The organism is Psychrobacter sp. MF31 (assembly GCF_012847335.1).
In the GTDB taxonomy this organism is placed as follows: Bacteria; Pseudomonadota; Gammaproteobacteria; order Pseudomonadales; family Moraxellaceae; genus Psychrobacter.
Genome location: NZ_JABBDX010000001.1, coordinates 130,267 through 153,970 on the forward strand (window position 1 = coordinate 130,267; position 23,704 = coordinate 153,970).

The 23,704-nt window shown below is 44.8% G+C and carries 21 protein-coding genes; 10 read left to right on the forward strand and 11 right to left on the reverse strand.

Going from position 1 to position 23,704, the window contains the following annotated elements; genetic code table 11:
• Both glmM and pdxH read left to right on the forward strand, forming a co-directional pair.
• Positions 1-1,365, forward strand: coding sequence for a phosphoglucosamine mutase (glmM, locus tag HF322_RS00530; RefSeq protein ID WP_169391443.1), 1,365 nt, complete (start codon positions 1-3; stop codon positions 1,363-1,365).
• A 77-nt stretch (positions 1,366-1,442) separates the two neighbouring features.
• The gene (pdxH, locus tag HF322_RS00535) at positions 1,443-2,090 is read left to right on the forward strand and encodes a pyridoxamine 5'-phosphate oxidase (protein ID WP_188211210.1); all 648 of its coding nucleotides are present in this window, start codon (positions 1,443-1,445) and stop codon (positions 2,088-2,090) included.
• 98 nt (positions 2,091-2,188) lie between these two features.
• Here the strand turns inward: pdxH and HF322_RS00540 are convergent, their stop codons facing one another.
• The 6 genes from HF322_RS00540 to HF322_RS00565 all read right to left on the reverse strand — a co-directional run bounded on the left by HF322_RS00540 (position 2,189) and on the right by HF322_RS00565 (position 9,255).
• Positions 2,189-3,430, reverse strand: coding sequence for an HlyD family secretion protein (locus HF322_RS00540; protein ID WP_223193111.1), 1,242 nt, complete (start codon positions 3,428-3,430; stop codon positions 2,189-2,191).
• A 45-nt stretch (positions 3,431-3,475) separates the two neighbouring features.
• The gene (locus HF322_RS00545; protein WP_169391445.1) at positions 3,476-5,167 is read right to left on the reverse strand and encodes an MFS transporter; all 1,692 of its coding nucleotides are present in this window, start codon (positions 5,165-5,167) and stop codon (positions 3,476-3,478) included.
• Between the two features lie 206 nt (positions 5,168-5,373).
• Positions 5,374-6,051 (reverse strand): type 1 glutamine amidotransferase domain-containing protein, encoded by a 678-nt coding sequence (locus HF322_RS00550; RefSeq protein ID WP_169391446.1) that lies wholly within the window; start codon positions 6,049-6,051, stop codon positions 5,374-5,376.
• 62 nt (positions 6,052-6,113) lie between these two features.
• On the reverse strand, positions 6,114-7,175 hold the full coding sequence (locus HF322_RS00555) for an NADP-dependent oxidoreductase (RefSeq protein WP_169391447.1): 1,062 nt from the start codon (positions 7,173-7,175) through the stop codon (positions 6,114-6,116).
• A 42-nt stretch (positions 7,176-7,217) separates the two neighbouring features.
• Positions 7,218-8,420 (reverse strand): iron-containing alcohol dehydrogenase, encoded by a 1,203-nt coding sequence (locus HF322_RS00560; protein WP_169391448.1) that lies wholly within the window; start codon positions 8,418-8,420, stop codon positions 7,218-7,220.
• Between the two features lie 202 nt (positions 8,421-8,622).
• Entirely contained in the window at positions 8,623-9,255 is a 633-nt protein-coding gene (locus tag HF322_RS00565; protein WP_188211201.1) for a TetR/AcrR family transcriptional regulator, read from the reverse strand.
• A 162-nt stretch (positions 9,256-9,417) separates the two neighbouring features.
• Here HF322_RS00565 and HF322_RS00570 point away from each other — a divergent pair, with 162 nt between their 5' ends.
• A complete protein-coding gene (locus tag HF322_RS00570; protein ID WP_169391450.1) occupies positions 9,418-10,929 on the forward strand; it encodes an aldehyde dehydrogenase family protein in 1,512 nt (503 codons plus the stop codon).
• Positions 10,930-11,037: 108 nt separating this feature from the next.
• On the opposite strand, the gene HF322_RS00575 is transcribed toward HF322_RS00570, so the two are convergent.
• Positions 11,038-11,271 (reverse strand): hypothetical protein, encoded by a 234-nt coding sequence (locus tag HF322_RS00575; protein WP_169391451.1) that lies wholly within the window; start codon positions 11,269-11,271, stop codon positions 11,038-11,040.
• Between the two features lie 145 nt (positions 11,272-11,416).
• On the opposite strand from HF322_RS00575, the gene HF322_RS00580 reads away from it, so the two are divergent.
• From HF322_RS00580 to HF322_RS00590, 3 genes are all read left to right on the forward strand, one after another.
• On the forward strand, positions 11,417-12,664 hold the full coding sequence (locus tag HF322_RS00580) for an NnrS family protein (protein ID WP_169391452.1): 1,248 nt from the start codon (positions 11,417-11,419) through the stop codon (positions 12,662-12,664).
• A 42-nt stretch (positions 12,665-12,706) separates the two neighbouring features.
• The gene (locus tag HF322_RS00585; RefSeq protein WP_169391453.1) at positions 12,707-13,174 is read left to right on the forward strand and encodes an Rrf2 family transcriptional regulator; all 468 of its coding nucleotides are present in this window, start codon (positions 12,707-12,709) and stop codon (positions 13,172-13,174) included.
• A 104-nt stretch (positions 13,175-13,278) separates the two neighbouring features.
• A complete protein-coding gene (locus HF322_RS00590) occupies positions 13,279-14,088 on the forward strand; it encodes an ankyrin repeat domain-containing protein (protein WP_219848133.1) in 810 nt (269 codons plus the stop codon).
• Between the two features lie 76 nt (positions 14,089-14,164).
• On the opposite strand, the gene HF322_RS00595 is transcribed toward HF322_RS00590, so the two are convergent.
• Entirely contained in the window at positions 14,165-14,914 is a 750-nt protein-coding gene (locus HF322_RS00595; RefSeq protein ID WP_169391454.1) for a hypothetical protein, read from the reverse strand.
• Between the two features lie 411 nt (positions 14,915-15,325).
• Between HF322_RS00595 and HF322_RS00600 the strand changes: the two genes are divergently transcribed.
• From HF322_RS00600 to HF322_RS00610, 3 genes are all read left to right on the forward strand, one after another.
• Positions 15,326-16,513, forward strand: coding sequence for an MFS transporter (locus HF322_RS00600; RefSeq protein WP_169391455.1), 1,188 nt, complete (start codon positions 15,326-15,328; stop codon positions 16,511-16,513).
• Positions 16,514-16,636: 123 nt separating this feature from the next.
• A complete protein-coding gene (locus HF322_RS00605; protein WP_169391456.1) occupies positions 16,637-18,289 on the forward strand; it encodes a fatty acid--CoA ligase in 1,653 nt (550 codons plus the stop codon).
• A gap of 67 nt (positions 18,290-18,356) precedes the next feature.
• Entirely contained in the window at positions 18,357-19,553 is a 1,197-nt protein-coding gene (locus HF322_RS00610) for an enoyl-CoA hydratase/isomerase family protein (protein WP_169391457.1), read from the forward strand.
• 17 nt (positions 19,554-19,570) lie between these two features.
• On the opposite strand, the gene HF322_RS00615 is transcribed toward HF322_RS00610, so the two are convergent.
• Positions 19,571-20,329: an IclR family transcriptional regulator gene (locus tag HF322_RS00615; protein ID WP_169391458.1), complete on the reverse strand. Its 759-nt coding sequence runs from the start codon at positions 20,327-20,329 to the stop codon at positions 19,571-19,573.
• Between the two features lie 781 nt (positions 20,330-21,110).
• On the opposite strand from HF322_RS00615, the gene HF322_RS00620 reads away from it, so the two are divergent.
• Positions 21,111-22,016 carry a hypothetical protein gene (locus HF322_RS00620; protein ID WP_169391459.1) on the forward strand — a complete coding sequence of 302 codons (906 nt, stop codon included), beginning with the start codon at positions 21,111-21,113 and terminating at the stop codon, positions 22,014-22,016.
• 69 nt (positions 22,017-22,085) lie between these two features.
• Here the strand turns inward: HF322_RS00620 and HF322_RS00625 are convergent, their stop codons facing one another.
• Positions 22,086-22,745: a 4'-phosphopantetheinyl transferase superfamily protein gene (locus HF322_RS00625; protein ID WP_169391460.1), complete on the reverse strand. Its 660-nt coding sequence runs from the start codon at positions 22,743-22,745 to the stop codon at positions 22,086-22,088.
• A gap of 96 nt (positions 22,746-22,841) precedes the next feature.
• Positions 22,842-23,381, reverse strand: a complete 540-nt coding sequence (pal, locus tag HF322_RS00630) for a peptidoglycan-associated lipoprotein Pal (protein WP_169391461.1) — start codon at positions 23,379-23,381, stop codon at positions 22,842-22,844.
• Between the last annotated feature and the right edge of the window lie 323 nt (positions 23,382-23,704).

The window sequence follows — 23,704 nt, forward strand, 5'->3', positions numbered from 1 at the left end:
ATGAGCTATTTTGGTACCGATGGCATTCGCGGTAAATTTGGTGAGCTTCCTATTACCCCTGATTTTATTTTGAAGTTGGGCTATGTGACCGGTTGCGTGTTGGTTGAAAATAGCGACTCAAGCAAAAAGCCAAGCGTGGTGATTGGCAAAGATACGCGCCTTTCAGGTTATGTGATTGAAGCGGCGCTACAAGCCGGATTTAATGCTGCAGGCGTCGACGTTCATATGTTAGGACCGTTGCCAACGCCGGCGATTGCTCATTTAACCCGCAGCTTTCACGCGGATGCTGGTGTGGTCATCTCCGCGTCGCACAATCCTTATTTTGATAATGGCGTCAAGTTTTTTTCAAATGAGGGCAAAAAAATTAGCGATGAGCTGCAAGATGCGATTAACCAAAAGCTTGATCAGATGATGGCAGCGGATGGTAGTTCATTGCTCATGCCAATTGTCAATCCGGCACAATTGGGCAAAAATCACCGCATTGATGATGCCAAAGGTCGCTATATCGAATTTTGTAAAGGCAGCTTTCCTTATCAGTACGATTTGTCCAATTTGACCGTCGTGATTGATTGCGCCAATGGGGCAGGCTATAGCGTTGCACCGCGCGTCCTTCGGGAGCTTGGCGCAAACGTCATCGCGATAAATAACAACCCTGATGGCATCAATATCAATGAAAATTGCGGCTCAACTCATCCAGAAGGCTTGCAACATGCCGTGGTTCATCATCAAGCCGATGTTGGCATTGCCTTAGATGGTGATGGCGATCGCATCGTGATGGTCGATGAAAAGGGCAATTTGGTCGATGGCGATGGCATTTTATTTATCTTAGCCACTCAAGGTCAAACCAAAGCAGCAGGCGTTGCGGGAACCTTGATGAGCAATATGGGGCTTGAGCTTGCGCTAAACAGCGCCGGAATTGAGTTTTGCCGCGCTAAAGTTGGCGATCGCTATGTCATGCAAGCGCTTGAAGCCAATGGCTGGATTTTAGGCGGTGAGCCCTCCGGTCATATTTTATGCTTAGATAAGAGCCGAACAGGGGATGCGATCATTGCAGGACTTCAAGTGCTTGCCATCATGCAGGAGCGTGATTTGGCGCTGAGCGATTTGAGCGCCGGCTTTGATGTATTACCGCAAAAGCTGGTCAACGTTCGTTTATCGCAAATGAAAGACCCGTTTGATTATCCTGAACTTGTTTCGGCGTTTGACAATGCTAAAGCAACGCTTGAGGGTCGCGGCAGAGTGCTCATCCGTCAATCAGGAACGGAGCCGATGATTCGTGTGATGGTTGAGTCCGATGACGAAATCGAATGCGATATGTTGGCAGAAGATTTAGCAAATCGCATCAAAGCTCAGCTAGAAGATTAACTGGGTTAAAATTTCGCGCCGCATTTTTGTCAGCAACCCTAATTTAAACTGTCATTATAAAAGAGGTCATCATGAGTATGGATTTTACCGATCAGCGTTTATCCTATGAAAAAGGCGAGCTGGATCAATCTTCAATTCCATCGTCGCCGTTTGAGTTGTTTAATGCTTGGATGAGTGAGGCAATCGAGCAAAGCGTCCAAGAGCCTTATGCCATGAGCCTTGCCACTTGCGGCGCGGACATGAAGCCTGCCGTTCGTATCGTTTTACTTCGGGAAGTGACCGACTCTGGTATCATTTTTTATACCAATTATGACAGCGCTAAAGGTCAAGATATCAGCGAAAATCATAATGCCGAGGCGCTGTTTTTTTGGCATGAGCTTGAGCGCCAAGTGCGAATCAGTGGCAGCATTGCTAAAATTGACGCGCAAAAATCGGCAACGTATTTTCAAAAACGACCGCATGATAGCCAAATTGGCGCTTGGGTCAGTCAGCCGCAAAGTGGTGTGGTGGCAGATCGCGAAGCCATGAATGCTAAATTTGAGGCGTTGGTTGAGCAGTTTCCGGAAGATACCAAGGTGCCAACCCCTGAATTTTGGGGCGGTTATGAGATCACGATTGAAAAAATTGAGTTTTGGCAAGGTCGCGCCAATCGCATGCATGACCGAATCATTTACTCAACTGACAATCATGGCGAAAGCTGGAAAACCAACCGCTTATTGCCATAAAGTTTAAATCAATTTTTAAATTAATCGTATTGTTAATTGATAATACTAAAAACGCCCTTTAAAGACCTATTAAAGGGCGTTTTGCTATTGTTAATTTATTATTTGGCTTTGGTATCCACATCAACAAAAACGGACATCCCTGGACGAAGCTCATTTAAACGCTGTTGATTGGCATCCAAATCAATACGAACGGGGATCCGCTGAGCGATTTTAATATAGTTCCCTGTTGCAGGGTTTGCCGCTCCTGCGCTAAACTCGCTTCCCGTGGCAGGGGAGATATTACTCACGTGACCGCGAAATTTTACGCCGCCGAGCGCATCAACGCGAATGTTTGCAGGCTCGCCAATGCTCATGCTTGCTACCTGAGTTTCTTTAAAGTTGGCAATGACCCAAACGCCGCGAGGGACGATATACATAAGCTGAGTGCCCGCGTTAACAAACTGACCGACTTTGACGCTCACTTGGCTTAATTGCCCAGATTCTGGGGCGCGAATGACGGTATTATCAAGGTTGATCTTTGCTTGTTTTTCACCGGCTTCGGCGTTTTTGATATTGGCATCTAAGGACGCTCGGCTACCGGTGGTTTTTTTGCCGGCTTCTTTTGCCGCTTGCAAGTTGGCTTCCGCTTGACGGACAGCAGCTTCAGCTTTTGCCAATTGTGCTTGAGCGTGAGCAACTTCCGCTTGAGCCACCGCGCCAATGGCAACCAAGCCTTGATAGCGGCTGACATCTTCGCGAGCGCTATTGACGCTCACTTTGGCGCTATAAACGTCCGCTTCGCGGGCTTTAATTTGCGCCTCACTGGTTCCAGTATCCTGCTCATTGCTTGAGCGATTGGTGAGGGCAACTTCAATGTTTGCTTGGGCTTGCTCAAGCTGCTGGCGAAAGCTGCGGTCATCAATTTTGACCAATAAGTCGCCAGCTTTGACCTGAGCAAAGTCTTGAACCGCAACTTCGGTCACATATCCTGACACTTGCGGGCTGATGATGGTCGTTTGACCTTTAATAAACGCATTGTCCGTTTTTTGAATGGTCGGGGTGAACGGTGGCAGTCGCCACGCATAAAGGATCAGCCCAACGCCAATGATAATAAAGGCAATTAACAATACCAAATTAAATACAGATTTTTTTTTGGGTGACCAGCCAGCAGGCTCATCAATCGGCTCTTTTGGTGGCATGGGCGTGTCATTTTCAGCGGCATGGGCATCTGCTTTTAAGCTGTCTTCCGCCATTTTTTCATTGGCGGTTTGCTCAGCATTTTCTTGTGATTTTGGCAACTCATCGGCGGTCAAGTTCGGGTCACGAGGCGCTACAGGCTCACGGGGGGAATGGTCACTCATGACGCGCTCCTAATCATTTTGGTCATAGTTATAAATAGTAACAAGTTAATTACCCGCTTTCATTTTGGCAAGGGCAGCAAGCTCTTTTGCCAGCGGATTGCGCTTATGATAGCGGTAATATAAATAATTCATCAGTAGCAGCAGGGCGGTAATGGTCGCAATCGTGCCAATAATAAAAAACAAATCATCGTAAGCGGCCACGGTTGCTTGGCGCTGAATGCCTTGAAGCACTTGCCCCATAGCCGTGCTTCCTGCTTGAGCGCGGTCAGTGATTTGTCCTGCTAATGCCCCTTGAGCGCCGGCAACTTGTGCTGCCAGCCCCGGATCACCAAGATTCAACGAGCTTACCATATCGGCGTAATGCATTTGCGTTCGAATGGTCGTAAATGCTTGAATAGCGGCTGCTCCTGCCAAACCACCAATGGTTTGTGAAATCCCAAAAATCACCGAAAAGCTGATAATGTAGGCAGGACCATTGGCAATGGCGCGAAACATGCCTTCAAATACCATGGGTCCCATAAAATAAACCGCAGCAAAGGCAATCAAAAACTGGCTAAAATAAAACATCGAGGGCGTCGAATTTAAGGACGCGCCCGTATCAAGCCAAGCGCCAAGCGCGATGAGCGACACCGCAAAAATCACCGGTCGCCGCAAATCCATCGCATTGGTGGTAAAAATGCTTGTCACCAACGCCAAAGCGCTTGCAGCTAAAACCACCACATAAAACGTAACAAGCTGATCGTTGCCATAGCCCAAATTGGCAAGTAGCCCTGCCGCGCCAACGGTTTGTTCGGACAATAAAACCCGCATCACCGCGCCAGTAATGGTAAAGGCAATAATGGTTCGGCTGCGCATCCAGCGAACTTGCAGCATCGGATTTTTGCGGTGCGTTTCAATCCAAAGCGCCGGAATAATGGTCACCACAGCGATAATTAGCGGTGTACTCAGCCAAGGCGTCGTCCACCACAAAATCCGACCTTGAACCAAAAACACACAAAGTGCCGCAAGCCCTACTGCAAATAGCGCAAAGCTGACAATATCGAGCTTTTCAAAGACTTTTTCGGTGATTCCAGCGGGCAATTCAAGCAGATTAATTAAGCTAAAACACACCAAAACCAAGCCAAATTCAAATAAAAATAATGTATTTAGCGACCCATCAGCTGCTAAATAAGGGGAAATAATCCTTGATAATGGAATGCCAAATTGAACCAAGCCAAAGCCTAAAATCAAGCCGCTGATGCGTTTGGCGACGGGCATCCCTTGTAGGCAATAAAAAATAGACAATACCGTCATCGCACTTGCCACGATACCGCTAAGACCGCGCGCGACCAGCTCTAAATAATACGGCTCAATCCAAACGCCAAAGGACGTTTCAAGAAAAACGCTACTGGCTAGCCACTGTAAACTGGTGGCTGCCAACAAAAAAAACATCGTAATTTTACTAAATAAAGACATGCCAAATTGCTGACGGATTTTATAAAGCAGCACCGTAATACAAGCATTGGTCATGTTGTAAGCGACCGAAATCCAGCCGCCTTCAACAGGCGTTAGCCCAAACTCGCCTTGAATTTGCGACAGGTTTGCCGCCAAAAGACCGTTAAGAAAGCTTGCGGTAAGCCCGATAAAAATACCGATGATAAGATAAAAAAACTTGCGGCGCGTGGGATGGTCAGGGTTGGCAGGGGAGCCTACCATCATAGGGCGTTCGTGAGGTTTAAACTGATATTCCGTACTCATGTGGCATCATCGGTTGGCGAAAGAAAATTAGCTCCATTATTAAGCAAAGTCTTTCTACTGATAATAAGCAATTTGTAATCGTTATCATTTAAAAGGATAAAGGCAAAAAAAACAGCCCAAGACTGTTTTGGGCTATTTTATCACAATTTTTTGCTCATCACATAACGATTGGTTATTGTGATTAAGGTAGTGTATTTTAAAGCCGCTTATTGACCAAGCACTTTTAGCAATGCTTTAGCGGTAGCTTCTGATGACGCCGGATTTTGACCAGTGACCAAATTACCATCGGTGATGACAAACGATGACCAGTCCGCGCCTTTATCATAATGAGCGCCGCGATCTTTGAGCATATCTTCTAATAAAAATGGCACGTCATCATAAAGCCCAACTGCTTTTTCCTCGCTATTGCTAAAGCCAGTTACTTTTTTGTCTTTAACCAAATAGTCCTCCCCTGATTTGACATTTTTCAGGGCAGCAGGCGCGTGACAAACAAAGGCGATAGGTTTATTTTGGCTGGCAAAGTTCTCGATTAACGCAATAGAGTCAAGGCTTACTGCCAAGTCCCAAAGCGGACCATGACCGCCGGGGTAGAATACGGCGTCAAAGTCTGAAGCTTGAACCTCAGCAAGCTTTTTGGTGCTACCAAGCTTCTCTTGAGCGTCTTTGTCGTCTTTAAAGCGGCGGGTCGCGTCAGTTTGAGCGGCAGGCTCGTCGCTTTTTGGGTCAAGGGGTGGCTGACCGCCGGCAGGAGAGGCAAGCGTAATGTCGCAGCCAGCATCCAAAAAGGTGTAATAAGGCGCGGCAAATTCTTCAAGCCAAAAGCCAGTTTTTTTGCCGGTATCGGCTAAGCGCTGGTGCGAGGTTAATACCATTAAAATTTTCATTTGTTATCCTTATTATAAGCTGTTTATTAAACGTTATTTTTATAAAGCTACTGTTTATAGACCTACTTAACATCGGCGACTTTCACTACTGTTTTACCAAAGTTGTCGCCATTTAACATATCAAAAAATGCTTGCGGCGCGTTTTGCAGCCCATCGGTGAGGTGCTCTTTGGTTTTTACAACGCCTGATTCGACCCAATTACTCATGGTCGCTAAAAATTCAGGGAAGTGATCGCCGTATTCTTCAAAGATGATAAAGCCTTTGATGGTTAAGCGCTGTTTTAAAATCGTTGCCATAAGTAGCCCCAAGCGATCAGGAGCATCCGGCAACGAGGTGGCGTTATATTGAGAGATTAAGCCACAAACGGGGATTCGAGCGTGGGCGTTTAAGAGCGGTAGCACGGCATCAAAGACTTTGCCGCCAACGTTTTCATAATAAATATCAATGCCGTTAGGACAAGCTGTTGCCAACTGATTTGCAAAATCCTCGCTAGTATGGTCAAGGCAATCATCAAAGCAAAGCTCATCTTTTGCAAACGCGCATTTTTCTGCGCCGCCTGCCACGCCAACTACGTGAAGTCCTAAATGCTTACCAACTTGACCGACGGTTGCGCCAACAGGGCCTGTAGCGGCAGCAACGACAAGCGTTTCGCCTTTTTTAGGTTTGCCAATATCGGTCAGCCCCATATATCCTGTAAACCCTGGCATTCCAAGAACGCCTAAGCCGTAAGAGGGGTTCGCCATGTTTTTATCCAGTTTGACCACGCCTGCGCCGTCGCTGACACTGTAATCCTGCCAACCGGCATTGGCAACGACCAAATCGCCTTTATCAAAACCATCAAGGTTGGAGTCAACCACTTGGCAAACTGCCGCGCCAAGCATCACATCGCCAATAGCAAGCGATTCGGCGTAGCTTTTCGCCGCGCTCATGCGCCCGCGCATATAAGGGTCAAGCGACAAATAAACGGTTCGCAGCAGCATTTCATTGGTTTTTGGCTTTGGAATTGGACTGGTTTCCCAAGCAAAATTATCAAAATTTGGCTCGCCATTAGGTCGGCTGGCAAGCTTGATTTGACGGTTTTGAGTGTCGTTTTGTTGGCTGTTATTATCGTTAATAAAGCTCATGAGTTATCCTTTTTTAAAATAGTTCTTGTTTTTAAGTCTCAATTAAACCGCGCGCTGCAAAATCCGGCGCGATACCGCCAAGTCATTTTTACCGTATTCACCTAAAGCGGTCATTTGATGGGCGTCAAGCTGGTCGATTACGGTATCAATCACGCTTTCATCAAGATTGGCATCGCTTAATGATACCGGCAAATTGAGCGATTTGAAAAACGTCTCAGTCATGTCGATAGCGGCATCAATCTTATCGTCATCGCTTTGGTTGTCGTCCGTTAAGTCCCAGACATTTTTGGCAAACTGCAGCAATTTGTCTTTTTTACTGGCTTTGAGCTCGCGCATGACGGCAGGGAGCAAAATGGTCAGCGTCCGCGCGTGGTCAATGCCAAACAGCGAGGTCAGCTCATGACCGATCATGTGCGTCGTCCAATCCTGCGGAACGCCCGTCCCAATCAAGCCATTAAGCGCCATCGTTGCCGACCACATGATGTTTTTGCGAGTTTCCAAATCCTCAGGATTTTGGCAAACGGCGCGACCTTCTTCAATCAAAATCTTAAGAAGCTGCTCGGCAAACGCATCTTGAACTTTAGCATTAACCGGATAGGTCAAATATTGCTCCATCACGTGAACAAACGCATCTGCAACGCCGTTCATCACTTGCCGTTCAGGAAGCGTTAAGGTTTTGGTCGGATCTAAAATTGAAAATTTGGGATAAGCTAAAGGATTGCTAAATGACAATTTGGCTTGGCGGTTGCTGTCATTAATCACGCCGCCGGAATTCATCTCTGAGCCCGTTGCCGGAATGGTCAGCACCGCGCCCAAATCAATGGCAAAGTCCAAATTGCGGCAGCGACTGGTGAGCGCTTGCCAAGCTTTTTCACGCGAGACTTTTTTTGATTCGCTGTCTTCCTTAAAAGGTGCAACCAACGCCACAAATTTGCTGCCGTCAATCACCGAACCGCCGCCGACCGCTAAGATAAAATCAATCTCAAGCTCATTGACCTTATCCGCCGCCTTTAATAGCGTATCAAATTCAGGGTTGGGCTCAATACCGCCAAACTCAAAGACTTCGCGCGCGCCGTTACTCTCAAGCGCGGCTTTGACCTCATCAAGCGTGCCATGTTTTTTTGCCGAGCCACCGCCAAAGGTAATGAGCACCCGAGCATCGAGCGGTACTAAATTGGCAAGCTCTTTGATTTGGTTGTCACCAAAAACGATTCGAACTGGATTGTAATATTGGAAATTTTTCATAATTATCCTAATTCTTAAAAGGTGCAGAAATCTTTGATACGGTGCATTGTACTAAAATTAGACCGGTCGTCTAGAAATTTTTACAAAAAAATGTAAAATCAGGTGTTACTGGTTAATAAATCTAAAGTGATCAGTGATTATGAAAAAGTGATCACCATTCGGCTAAATCTCGTGGTAGCAAAACGCGCCGTCAATTATGAGCTTAGTTCGGAAGCTTCACTGAAAAGTTTAAGCTGTCGCAAGTCATCTGCCAAACCTCATCAAGCGGCGCATTTGAACGGCTGATTTTAGTGACCAAACTTGCCCCAAGCCAAGCAAAATATAAGCGTTTGGCAAGGCTTTTGACGCTAATGTCACTTAATGTCATATCATCGGCGTCAAAGGCGGTTTTGATTTGAGCCGCAAGCCAGTTGATGGTTTGCTCATAGCCAAAATGTAACGCATTTGCCATTGCCTCGGACAAATCAGCAACTTCTGCGCTTAATTTCACCACCAAGCATTTATCTACCGCGCAGCCACTTTGCTGAGTGTCGTACCATCTTGAAAAATAGTGATAAAGTGCTTGCTTTGCGCTGGTTTGCGTTCGAGCAAGCTCATCAAGGCGGGAGTGATATTGCAAAAAATAATGCTCAATAATCGCCGCGCCAAAGGCTTCTTTTGAGGCAAAATAATGATAAAACGACCCTTTAGGGATGCCTGCGGTGGTTAAAATTTGCTGAAGACCAACCGCTGAAAAGCCTTTTTGCGATATTAATTGATAGCCAACGTCAAGCAAATGCGCTTTGGTATCTTGATGTGAATTTGCTTTTGGCGTTAAAAAAAGTGGTTCTGTCATAATGATAAACATGTTCCTTGTTTTAAATCAGACTTAAGATTACGTATTGTAACCACATTTCTGTGAAAAATCAGCTGAGAAATCAAGCGGCTATGTTAGCCTAAAATTCGTAAACTTTAACAAAAGCTTTAATAACACTTTTAATAAAAACTAGGATAAGTCATGACCGACCATAATAACCAAAATAACAGCAACCAAACCTTTGCTACCAAAGACTGCTATAAAGATTTTCATTTGCAATATATCGCCGGCTACTGGGAAAAAGGTGAGGACGATAGCGAAAATATCGATACCAACCCGTTTAACGGCGAAACCTTGGTTAAAATTCCGCAAGCAACCAAAGCCCAGTTAGATAGCGCCTATCAAACGGCAAAACAAGCGCAAATTGATTGGGCAAAAAAGACGCCAAACGAGCGATCGCAATTGCTTTATAAAGTCGTTGAAATTTTTGATCGTAGAAAAGATGAAATTATCGACTGGCTGGTGAAAGAGTCGGGAAGTACCAAGATTAAAGCCATGGTCGAATTTGGAAGCGCCCGCGCGATGACGCTTGAGGCGGCAAGCTTTCCAAACCGAGCTCACGGCGAGATTCGCCACTCAAACGTAATCGGCAAAGAGCACTTTATTTATCGTGAGCCCATTGGCGTGATTGCGGTGATTAGCCCTTGGAACTTTCCGCTGCATTTGACTCAGCGCTCAATTGCACCAGCGATTGCTTTGGGAAATGCCGTCGTTTTAAAACCTGCAAGCGATACGCCCATTACTGGCGGCTTATTACTTGCCAAAATCTTTGAAGAAGCGGGCTTGCCAAAAGGGGTGCTTAACGTCGTCATCGGTGGCGGTGATGAGATTGGTGACGCCATCGTCACTCACGACATCCCAAGCTTTGTATCGTTTACTGGATCAACGGCGGTCGGCAAACACATCGGTCAGCTTGCCTTTGGTAGTGATTACATCAAGCAAGTCGCCCTTGAGCTTGGTGGCAACAGTCCGTTTGTAGTGTTAAAAGATGCTGATTTGGGTCAAGCGGTCAAAGCTGCTGCGTTTGGTAAGTTTTTACATCAAGGTCAAATTTGCATTGCTATCAATCGAATTATCGTTGAAGATGGCATTTACGATGAGTTTGTCGAGCGTTTTGTTGATCATGTCAAAACGCTAAAAGTTGGCGATCCAAACGACCCTAATACCGCCATTGGTCCAATCATCAATAAAAAACAGCTTGAATCCTTAAAAAATAAAATCAAAATCGCTAAGGAAGAAGGCGCAACCGTCAAGTTTGAAGGCGACATTGACGGTCAAATAGTGCCGCCGCATATTTTTACCAATGTCACCCGTGATATGGAGTTGGCAAAGTGTGAAGTCTTTGGTCCCGTGGTTGGCATCATCCGCGCCAAAGACGAAATCGACGCTTTAGAGATTGCCAACGATACGAGGTTTGGCTTATCAAGCGCGGTCTTTACCAACGATCTGCAAAAAGGCTTGCGCTTTGCTCGCGGGATTAAAGCAGGAATGACCCATATCAATGACATCACGGTCAACGATGAAAGTCACGCGCCCTTTGGCGGCGAGAAAAACTCCGGTATTGGTCGTTTTAACGGCGATTGGATATTAGACGAGTTCACCAGCCTGCATTGGATTTCAGTTCAGAATCAGCCGCGCGATTATCCGTTTTAACCGCGATTAACGCGTCTTTAGTGTATAAGACTTAAAGTTAAAGAGCATAAAAAAGACCAGCGCAATTCTGGTCTTTTTTATAGAGGCTTAAAAATAAGTATTAAAAAATCAGTGGTGAAATCCCAAAATCATTTCAATATCGCGACTGGTTAAGCCTTTAACCAGCAGTTGCTCCTCAATCTCTAAGCGGTTTTGGTGCTCTTTGATCATCAAAAATAAGGCGCGGGCCACCTCCGCGGTCGATGCGTAATACATTTGCGGCTCATCACGGGTTAGCTTTGCTAAAAATCGATTGATAATTTGGCGTTTTTTGGCGGTATTGCTGTCATCAGCAGTGGTCATATCGTTCTCCTTTACGGCTATTTAAGCAACGCTATTATGGCGAGTCAAGCACTCATCATGTACTTGAGTAATCATTGCTTCTTTTATAACATTCATTTAAAATGAATCTATTGGTTTTCCAGTCTTGTTTGTTAAGGATGCCTTCATGCACTCTATCTCCCTGCCGTCTAAGCCGCCAAGCTCGCCGCATCCGATTTTAAACTTAGCGTTTCGGATTTTTTTTAGTGCTGCCGCCGTGTTTGCCGTTGTTATTATGACGGCTTGGGCGTTTATTTTTACCGGTTATGGCAAGATTGACGCCAGCATTTTGACCCCGTTTTATTGGCATGGTCATGAGATGATTTTTGGTTATGCGTTAGCGGTGGTCGCGGGGTTTTTACTGACGGCGGTCAAGACTTGGACGGGGCAGAGGATGCCTTATGGTTACCGATTGCTAGGTATTTTTTTGTGTTGGCTTTTAGCAAGGCTTGGCTGGCTGGCGTTTGGTTTTGGGATCGATTTTGGCGGGGCAATTGGCTCACAAGTTTGGCTCACTGCCGCGCTTATTTTTGATGGCTTGTTTATGGTGACGATGGCAGGGGCGATTTTTCGAGCAGTTTTGGCGGTCAAGCAATATAAGCAATTGGGAATTTTAGCAAAGCTTGCGCTACTCACCCTTGCCAATGGGCTTTGCTATTTGGGAATCCTCAAAGGCGATATGAATTTAAGTGGAATTGGCATTTATTTGGGATTTTACTTAATTATTGGGTTGGTGCTGACCATCGGTCGCCGCGTCGTGCCCTTTTTTATTGAGCGCGGATTGAGTCCGGACTTGCCTGTACCCATTACCGTTAAAAATAGTCGCTGGCAGGATATAACAAGTTTGCTGCTATTTTTGGCATTTTTTCTGATCGATGTCTTTTATCCTAATCCGTATTTGCTCACCATTGCTGCGCTTGGGGTAGGGCTTGTGAACTTCAAGCGGCTTTTGGGCTGGTATCATCCGAATATTTGGCAAAAGCCGCTGCTTTGGTCGCTGTTTTTAGCTTTTTTTGGCATTTGTATCAGCTTTTTCTTATTCACTCTTCAGCCGTGGCTTGGCTTTAATCATAGCCTTGCCGTTCATGCATTGGCGATTTCCGGCGTTGGCATGATGACGGTGGCAATGATGGCGCGAGTAGCGCTTGGTCATACCGGTCGCAGTATTCATAATCCACCGCGTGCAGTTAGCATAATGTTTTTATTGATTATTTTAGTATTTGTTAGCCGAGCGCTATTGCCGATTGTTGATAGCAGCCATTATTTGTGGTGGGTGATGATCGCACAAGCGGGCTGGATTGGCTGCTTTGTGCTGTTTTGCAGTTATTATTTGCCGATATTGTCCAAACCGCGACCGGATGGCTTATTTGGCTAATGAGATTTGGCAAAATAAAGGGAATGAAAGGTAAAACAGCTTATGAGATTGACCAACTATAGTGATTTTGCATTACGAACGTTGATGTATTTAGCAGTGGTTCCTAAAAATGGCGCGCTTGCCAATATCAGTGATATTGCGGGCAGCTATCACATTTCAAAAAGTCATCTGACCAAAGTCGTTCATCAATTAGGAAAGCTTGGCTATATTGACAGCATTCGCGGTAAAGGTGGTGGCATTCGTTTGGCAAAAGCGCCTGAAACAATCAATTTAGGAATATTGATTCGACAAATTGAGCCGGATTTTGAATTGGTTGAATGCTTTGGCAAATCCGCAACGATAAAATCGGAGCTGATTTATCAAGAAGGGATTGGCTGCGTGATTAGTCCTGATTGTCAATTAAAAGGCGTATTTTTTGAGGCGTTAAGCGCTTTTATCACTGTGCTTGAGCGCTATACCTTAGCCGATATCATTCAAAATGACGCCAAACTTGCGGTATTATTATCTTGATAAAAATGGTCAATGATTTTTATTTACAGCGGCTAGATTATTAACTTATAATTCATTTTAGACGATTAAAGATAACTATAGGTTAACTTAAAAAGGATATTTTGATGACTATTGTGTTAAAAAAAAGTGCTATTTTTAATAAGACTGCCATAGCGCTAATGACCGCCGCGCTTTTAAGCGCTTGTTCAGCGATGAATACCGACGATAATGTCAAAAAAGAAACCGTTAACCAGTCGGCAAGCGCAGCGCCAACGCCGCAATCCGGATTCCGATTTAGTGATGCTGAAAATGAGGATATCGCCAATAAAAATCGGCTGTCTTACCGCATATTTTATGATAAGCCCTCAACAGGGGCAGATGCCGCTTGGTTTGATGCGGTAAAGCGCGGTGATTTGGCAACGGTTAAATATATGGTTCAAAACGGTCAGGATTTGGAAGCTAAAGACACTGGCAGTTTGAATCAGACGGCACTTGGCTGGGCGGCATTTATTGGTTATGAGGACATGGCGGATTATTTGATTGCTCAAGGGGCAAGCGTTTATGCCACCGACAAAGGCGATGTTTATAATGTCATGAAGTCCGCCGCGCTTGGCAAAAATACCAACATTGTCAAAAAAGTCCATCAAATATTAAAATCAAAAGGCAAGGTCGATTTAAACGATCAAACGGTAGAAAGCGATGGTGAAACCTTGATTATGGTTGCCGCCAGTAACAACCGGATTGAAACGGTAAAATATTTATTGTCGCAAGGCGCTAACCCAAATCTGGTTGCGACCACCAAAGATAAAAGCATGGGATCGTACAATCAAGGGGCTTATTCTTACGCTTGTACCCGTGGTTTGATCGAGATGCAGCAGCTGCTTGCTGCTAATGGCGCGATCAATCATCGAACTGGTAAAGCAAGCTGTGAGTAAAAGTTAAAATGCAATAAAAAAGAAAAAAAGGCTGCTCGTATTGGCAGCCTTTTTTATTGTTGATACCTTTTTAACACTATTCAGCGTCTTCAAGTTTCGGTCGGGCTTTATCTACCGCTTTTTTCAAGGCTTGCCCAAACTCACCCGCTTTAAATTCAATCCGGTGCGTGTGCGCCGCGCAAAAATTGCGGGTATCGCCCCATTTATCAGCAATAGCCATTGCCCAGTCGCAATACTGTTTGCCGGCATCTGGCTCATCAAGAAGGGCGGCTTTCGTCGTCGGGCTTAACAGCACTTCAGGCAAGAGCGCATCAAGGATTTTCATAGGCGGCGTCATAAAAGTATCATCGACGTGAAAGCTCTTGCTGGCAGGATGAAACACAAGTAACGATCCGGCGTGAATCTTGTCATCTGGCGCAATGTAATAAATCCCTTTTGGCAAAGAAAACTCAAGCTCGGGGTAGCGGCTTGTTACAGCGTTACTTTCAACCAAATCCTCTGACCAATTAACTTCAGGGACTTGCTCGCGATGACGGCGACTGCCATAGAATATCGCCTCTGGAAAGTCTTTTGCCATCTGAGCGCAGTATGTCGTATGAAACGGATGGACGTTAAGCACCGCTTCGACCTTTTTTCCGTTATCAGTGAGCGCCATCACTTCATCGCGGACGTCACCGGTAAGCTTATAACTGTCTAAAAAAATAAATTTCCCGGAGTTTAACCGCACCAACGAGCATTGAGCGCCTACATCGAGGATACCACCAACTCGAAACGAGCCGCGAATGTTCCAAAACCCTGATCCTAAATCACTCATGCTATCGCTCATTTTTATTGTCCTTTTTTTAATTAATATTGAGTTTTAATTGGTATTGATATCAACCTATTATAAAGAATGCAAATCGGGCGAATTGTTATGAAACGATGCATTCTCCGTGAGCTTATAGTATCGCCGGCTGAGTTGTCGATAGCGCTGTTTGACTTTGTTAACTGTTGTTGTCTTAAGTCCTAAGAATACGGGCTATTGTGATATTATATAAAATACTTATTATTTAAAGTTTAAGTGAATAGGATATCTCATTAGCTTAGTAAATTTTAATTCATTAGCACTGTTCATATGAGTAGCAGTGTTATCGCCCTTTTTCGATCACTTACGCGCCTTATTTTCGCGTCCAACATAGTCAGTAATCTTGTGAATCCATCTAACTTTCAAAAATCGTCACGAACGGCATCCAAAAATATGCCAATGCCAAGCGCGCCAACGTTAATTTTAAAGCTGACAGTGGCGCTGATTGGGATGTTTGCCTTTCTGCAAGTATATTCTATCCAAGCGGTGTTACCGGTTTTAATGACGGATTTTTCGGCGACCGAAGTTCAGGCAGGAATAGCCGTTGGTGCAACGGTGATGGCAATTGCAATCATGTCGCCGTTTTTGGGAATGCTTTCAGATGCCATTGGTCGCAAAATTTTGGTGGTCGGCGCGCTTTTGTTTTTAGCCGTTCCAACGGCGCTCATTGCCATAAGCCCAACGATCGGCTGGCTGGATTTGTTTCGGTTTTTGCAAGGGCTGTCCGTTCCTGGGATTACGGTGGTGATTTTGGCGTATATCGGCGAGGAGTTTGAAGGTCGAGCGGTCACTGAATTGATGTCGTTTTATGTGTCGGGGACAGTTTTGGGTGGCTTTTTGGGGCGCTTTTTATTGGGGCATTTGCACGAATTGATCGGTTGGCGGCATGGCTATTTTGTAATGGCTTTAATGACGCTGATCGGCGCAGCTTGGGTTGCCAAAACGCTTCCTGCTTCCAAAAAATTTGTCCCCAATCCTAATTTTCGCTCGGCAATGACGACGCTTAAATCCCATTTGACCAACCGTTATGTGGTGACTGCTTGTCTTTTGGGGGCTTGCGTGCTGTTTTCACTGGTTGGCTGTTTTACTTTTATTAATTTGCATTTGGCGGCAGCGCCTTATCATTTATCAACCGGCGCGCTTGCCAATATCTTTGCCGTTTATTTGATTGGGGTGGTGATTACGCCGCTGTCAACCAAGTTGCTGCGCCGATTTGGGTCAGCAAGAACGGTTCGGGTGGCGGTATTGGTGTCGATGGCGGGCGTTCTGATCACGCAAGTGACACCGCTTTGGGGCGTGATTGTTGGGCTTGCTATTATGTCATCAGGCGTATTTATCACTCAAGCTGCGACCATCAGCTATATTGCGGTCAATGTTAACTCAGGGCGCTCGCTTGCCTCGGGGCTTTATTACATGGGATATTACGCCGGCGGCACGATTGGCGCTTGGCTTTGCGGAATTGCGTTTGCTAAAGGCGAGTGGTCGATGACGGTTGAGTTATTATTAGGGGTTCAAGTGTTAGCGCTACTTGTGGCAAGCTTTGGGATGGTAAAAACGAAAAGAAACCCAAGCGCGACATAGCTTGATACCCTTGATGCCAAAAGAAGCTTTATAGCGAAGGGGATGTTTTTTACTATCGTCAAATCTGTGCTATAAAATGGATAAAAATTTCAATAAAATCAAAAATAATAAGGGAATATAACCATGGATGTTTACCAAAGCGCCCCCGATGCTTATGATTTTCCACTAACGATCAAGCAGCTGTTAAACCGCAGCAAAGTTGCCGCCCGTCACCAAGAAATTATTTATAGCAATAAAAAGCGCTTTACTTATGAGCAGTTTTTTAAGCGCATCAACCAATTAGCGAATGTGCTTGCAACGCTTAATTTAAGCGTAGGCGATATTGTTGCGGTCATGGATTGGGACTCGCATCGCTATCTTGAGGCATATTTTGCCGTTCCTATGTCAGAGCTGATTTTGCAAACGGTCAATATTCGCCTGTCGCCCGATAAAGTGCTGTTCACCATCAACCATGCTCAGCCTAAAGTGCTGCTGCTCAACTCCGAATTTGCGTCTTTGGTCAAAGATTATCAATTTGATAATTCAAGCATTGAGCACATCCTTTGGCTTGATGATAATGGGGTCAGTTATGAGTCGGTATTTGGTGATCAAAACCGCCGCGTCATTGGGGAATATGAAGCGCTTGTGACCGCAGCAGAGGATGAGTTTGACTTTCCAGATTTTGATGAAAATACCATTGCCACCACGTTTTATACGTCAGGGACGACCGGCGACCCAAAAGGCGTGTTTTTTAGCCATCGGCAATTGGTGCTGCATAGCTTAGCTGAAGCTGCGTCTCTTGGGATGCTACCAAGCAAGCAGGGCGTCAGCTATGGCGATGTTTATATGCCGCTGACCCCCATGTTTCACGTTCATGCTTGGGGCTTTCCATTCACCGCCACGATGGCAGGACTCAAACAAGTCTATCCGGGACGCTATGCGCCGGACGCTTTGGTCGATTTAATTGTGACTGAAAAGGTCAGCATTACCCACTGCGTTCCGACCATTTTGCAAATGCTGATAAAAGAGGTAAGCAATCGCGGTCAAAAATTTAATGGCTTAAAAATGATTATCGGTGGCTCAAGGCTGACCGAAGGCCTGGCAAAAGCCGCCCTTGATTGCGGTATTGAAGTTTATACCGGTTATGGTATGTCGGAGACCGCGCCGCTGATTAGCTTGACTGATTTTAGCATCAATGAGCCAAAAATGAGCGAAGCGGAAGACATCAGCCGCCGCTGCTTGACCGGAAAACCGGTATTGCTCGTTGAGGCGCAAATTTGGAGCGAGGTTAATCAGCTACTGCCAACAGGAAAAGATCACGCGGGCGAGTTGGTACTGCGAGCGCCGTGGCTGACCCAAAGCTACCTAAAAAATCCTGATGCCAGTCGCAAGCTTTGGCGTGATGGCTACTTGCATACCGAAGACATTGCTTATCTGCGCGAGGATGGCTATATCAACATCACCGACCGCCTAAAAGACGTCATCAAATCTGGCGGCGAGTGGATTTCTTCGCTTGAGATTGAGACCATTTTATCCTTGCATCCGGCAGTTGCTGACGTTGCCGTGATTGGGGTTCCTGACAAACAATGGGGCGAGCGACCGCTTGCGCTGGTGGTTCTGAAATCTGATTGCCAAAATACGATAGGTGACGACATTAAAGCCATTGCTGAGCAAGCGGTCAGTCGCGGCTTAATTCCCAAATATGGCATTCCAAGCGAGTTTAAATTTGTTAAAGAATTGCCAAAAACGTCGGTTGGCAAACATGATAAGAAAGTTATGCGAGAGCGGTTTGCCTAAACCTAATTCACTTAATTTTAATCAACCGATTCCTTGCGAGTCGGTTTTTCAATCCAAAGGATAACTTATGACTGCCAATCCTGCCAATAATTTCCCTCAAAATACGCCTGACGATGTTGTACTTTTTGAACAAATTGCCACCGATTGCGGTCATATTTTAGGCGTGATGACGCTCAATTCGCCCAAATCGTTAAATGCGCTTAGCGTTGAGATGTGCCAATTGTTATCCAAAGCCTTTACCGATTGGCAGACAGATGATTGCGTCGTTGCCGTAATACTAAAAGGCGCAGGCGACAAAGCATTTTGCGCAGGCGGCGATATTCGCAAGCTTTACGACAGCATGAAAGAGGAGTCGCTGTTGCCAAATCCCTATGCGACCACTTTTTTTGGTAGTGAATATCGACTGTTTTTACAGATGCACCGATTTACCAAACCGATTATTTTGTGGGGTGATGGTATTGTGATGGGCGGCGGCATGGGACTGCTTGCGTCATGTAGCCACCGAATCGTCACCGCAAAAACACAATTTGCCATGCCTGAGGTGACCATTGGGTTATTTCCTGATGCGTCCGGAAGTTGGTTTTTGCAAAAGTTTCCGGCAAAGTCGGGCTTATTTTTGGGATTAACGGGCGCTCGCGGAACCGCAAGTGATTTAATCTTAGGCAATTTGGCGGAGTTTGCGCTGGCTTGTGATGATCAAGAGGTGATTTCTCAGCTTGTCGCAATCAATTGGCAAAGCGCTATTGACCAAAATAGCCCCAATACCGCCCATGGTCTTGCAAGCCACGCGTTAAGCCAGCTGCCAAAAGCTGTGCTACCTGAGAGTAAACTTGAGCGCTATTGGCAGCCGATTTCGCAAATTATGAACAGTGGCAACTTGGCAGATATTGATGCCATTTTGCAAGAGGATGAAAAAATCGCTGCGATATCAAGCGATTTTGCGCAAGATGACTGGACAAAACGCGCGCTTGGCACCTACCGAAACGGCTGTCCGGTAACCAAAGCCCTAGCCTTTGAGTTGTATTATAAAGTTGGCACGCTGTCCTTTGAGCAGATTTTGTATTTAGAGACCAATGTTGCCCTACACTGCGCAGCAAATCCTGATTTTAAAGAAGGCGTTCGGGCGCTGCTCATTGACAAAGACAAGCGCCCAAAATGGTCACGACATTTAGCAGACTGCTTAAGCGCTGAGGGTCGCCACTATATTGATAGTCACTTTATCAGCCCTTATGCTCAAGGTGATCACCCCATTTCAGGGTTTTAATTCAAGCTGATTTAAACTTAGTTTTGCATTTCATAAACTAAGTCTTGAATGTCCGCCGCTGCTTCGCGAAGCCTTGGGACAAATGCCAGCATATCGTCAAGTGACAAGCGAATGGTCGGCGCGTGGACATAAAGCGAGGCAAGATAGCGCGATTTTTTATCGACAATGGGAACAGATACCGACATCATCTCAGAGATGAACTCTTCGTTATCTACGCCAATTTTGGTTTTAGCAATATGATCAAGCTCAGCATTGAGCTCATCGATATCAATGATGGTATTTTTGGTAAATTTGTTTAGCCCCAAATTATTGAGCGTCTTTCTACGGCGTGCGGCTGGAAGTTGACTGAGATACAACTTACCGCTTGAGGTGCACCACATCGGTGATTTAGTTCCGATGGGCAGGTAAATTTGCAGCGGCAGTTCTGTTTGAATCCGGTTGGTGTACGTCATCGACATCTGATAAGGGATCGCAATACCGCACGACTCTTTAATGTCATCCACCAGCTTTTGTAATACCACTTGCCGCTCATTAAAAAACTGCCGCTGCTGCCAAAGCTCCACACTTAAATTGCGAACGCGCTGACCGGGGATGATCCCGCCGCCAATATCGACTTTGACAAAGCCTTCTTCGACCAAGTTTTGGATTAAGCGGTGAACGGTAGGTTTTGGAATGCCAAGCGCTTGCGACAATTCAAGGGGCGACATGGGTGTTGGCGAATATGAGACCGCCTCAATGATTTCTAACACGCGCGTAATGGAGGACATTTTTGGCATAAAAATACTCAATGAACAGGCTAAAAGGTAAGGCATAATAATGGTTGCTATGACAATCACGACTATAAAGTCAACCATAATCCAAGCTGTATTATAGCTCAAGTCAAAATAAAACTAGGAAGTTAACCTATCGTTTTCAAAGAAAAAATCGGACAATATCGCAACTTATAAAGCGATCTCAAAATTTGGCATCACTCATTGTCATCATAACAGATCAAGAGCATAGCTTAAGTTTAAGCGCTTGAATAGCCATTTGTCGGTTGAAATTGCTAAATATCGATAAATTACGTACTATATAAGTCAACAATTAGTAATAAATAATTACAGTAATAGTTTAATTTTTTATTAAAAGCAAAACTTACTTAGGAAAATGCAAGTCAATACTCCATATAAAAGAAGTTAAACGTAAATTTTGTCACTTAAGACTATATTAAGCAAAATTTAAATCAGTAATGTCTTGTTTCAATGATACACTATTTTAAACTCTCTTAAGCTAGCATAATCATAAGTATATTTTTAGCTTAGATAATTATTCTGAAAAGTGAATAATTAATTTGTTTAATACGCATATGTAACAGGAAATGAGCAAATTTGCTTAATTTGGAAGTAATAATTACAATTTATATGCAATCTTTACATAATGGCAAATAAAATGCATGGGTTAAGGGGTGACTTTTAAAGCCAAACTTGTTTTAATTTGCTCAACAAAATGGTTGTTTATAATAACGCTAGATAATCGTTTTTTTTGTGGGAATGACATTTCAAATTTTAGGAGCGTAATATGAAAGCTATTCAATTATCTGCTATTGCAGCAGCGGTTCTAGCCTCATCAGCAGCATTAGCAGCTGATCCTATCGTTGTTGTTGATGACAACGACGCTGTTGTTTACGAAGCTGAGCCTGTAGCTTATGAAGTTCAGCCTGTTGCTTATGCAACTACTGATGCTGGCGTAATCCGTAGCACCCCAGCGGCTGTTGTTGGTGGCACTAAAACTTTCTTCCAAACAGTAACTCATCCAGCAGCCATCAGTGCTGAAGTTGGCTCGCTAGGCTATGGTGCAAACATTGCTTGGGGCGTAAACGACAAAACTGAACTTCAAGCTGGTTGGGCAGGTGGCGATGTTGCTGACCTTTTCGGCGGTGATTTTGACGCTAAAGGCGTAAACTATGATGTCGAAACTGACTTTAGCAACCCATACCTAGGCGTTCAATTGCGTCCGGCAGCAAACTGGTTCACTATGGGTGCCGGTATCATCGTTCCTGATAACGATATCGATGTAAAAGCAAATGCTGACGGTCAAGGTTTTTACAGCTTAAACGGTAAAAAATACTACACAGGTCTTGCAAGTGCAGAGCAAGCTGCAGCTGATGATTTTGGTGGTTCAAACGTTGGTAACCTAGAGGGTACCCTTGAGCACCGTAACAAATTAGCCCCTTATGCGACTATTGGTTTCCGTCCAAACATCACCAATAACTTTGGTGTATTTGGCGAGCTTGGTGCCGCTTACTTAGGTAAAGTAGATGCTACTGTTCGTTATACTGGTACAGGCGCTGATGATGCAACAGGCGGCGTAGCTATTCCTTCAAATGCTGCTGAAGCTGCTCGTCAAGCTGAGCGTGACCTTGAAGACAAAAACTTCTTAGAGTGGTTGCCAATCGTTAAACTTGGCGCAACTTACCGCTTCTAATTGCTACGCATCGCTTAGCAATAAAAAACGATCCTTCGGGGTCGTTTTTTTTGGTGTTAAAAAAGAGAGTCAGAATATAACTGCCAAATGATGCTTGAGAATGATACGAACTTCATAAGATTTGTTTTTTGGTAAATTTATCGGCAATTTAAACGTCGTCTGCTTTTTTAGCAATGCATTTTGGATGGGTAGAATTAACGCTGAATAATCTTGTCCTAAACCTTGAGCAAGGGTAAATTGCTCAATTTTAATGAGGCTTTCTTTGATTTGCCAAAGCAATCGACTAATTGCTTGTTTAAAATAGTCATCGAGCTTTGAAAGCTTGGCAATCTCGTTTGGATGATAATAGCGCTTTGCCACTTGCCAAGAGATATTTTGTGCTTCAACATCCAGTCCAATCGGTTGATGATGGCTAATAGCGACGGCGACTTGGTTCCCTGAATGGCTAAAACAAACAAATGCGCCAGACTTTTTTAAGCGATAAGGGAAACTCGTTTCTACTAATTCATCTTTGATATGAAGAGAATTAAGCAGTGCTTTTAACAGTTGCCGCGTACCAAGCCGTTGCTGATCGCGATGACGCTTTTTTTTCTCAATAAGAGAAACCTCTTCTAAAGTTTCAGTGATATCTGGCAGAGTTGCCACCGCGCACCATGAGCCAGCGTTTAGTTGATAAAACGTTGGCTGGGATAAAGTGATGGCTGCTTTATTTTGGGAGTCATCATTCATAATTGAGATTTTAAATCATACTGATTTTTTAGAACATAATAAAAAGCCCAGCAATTTAACAACTGCTGAGCCATAAAGTTAAGTTTAAGCGATTGATTAATAGGACAATTCAGCGCGGCGGTTTTGCGCGTAAGCTTCTTCGGTCGTGCCATTCACCGCAGGACGCTCTTCGCCATAGCTGATCACGCGGATGTTGCTAGGATTGACGCCTTGCGCTGCAAGATAGCTGCTGACGGATTGGGCGCGGCGCTCACCTAATGCCATGTTGTACTCACGGCTGCCACGCTCATCAGTGTGACCTGCAATCAACACGCTAGCGGCTGGGTTTGAATTTAAAAGACTGGCATGCTGGCTTAAGACACTTGCAGATTCAGCGCTGATTTCGCTGCTGTCAAAAGCAAAATAAACGACCGCTTGCAAATTGTTAGCGGCACTAATAACGTTTCCAGCGTTGTCAACGACGACCGCGCCAGTATAGCCAACTTGACCACCTGGAATACCAAGTGGGGCGACGACGACTTCAGAGGTCGCGCGTTTGGTTTGGCAACCAGTTGCTAATACCACGGCGCTTGATAAGACAGCAAGGGCAGCAACTTTGGTGATGGCATGGTTTGACAATGCAGCAGTTAGTGACATGAAACACTCCTAAATTTGACTTCATTTTGTTGTTGTAAAGCCGATTAAAATAAACAATAAGGCAATGATTGCCCATAGTAAAATCAATGTTACGTTGTGTAAGTACCATTACTGTGAATGATGTCAAAGTTTGCCGATAATTACAATATGCAAATCGCAACCTTCGTTACGATTTGGTAGTTTCTTTGCCTTTTTTCCTTGATTTCAGGGATAATAATGACAAATTTAAAACTAACACCAAAAAGTATTCTCGCGATTTTATTTTAAAACGATTATTTAAGGAATAATTATGTCCATTGCTGAAAATGACGCGCCCATCGTTG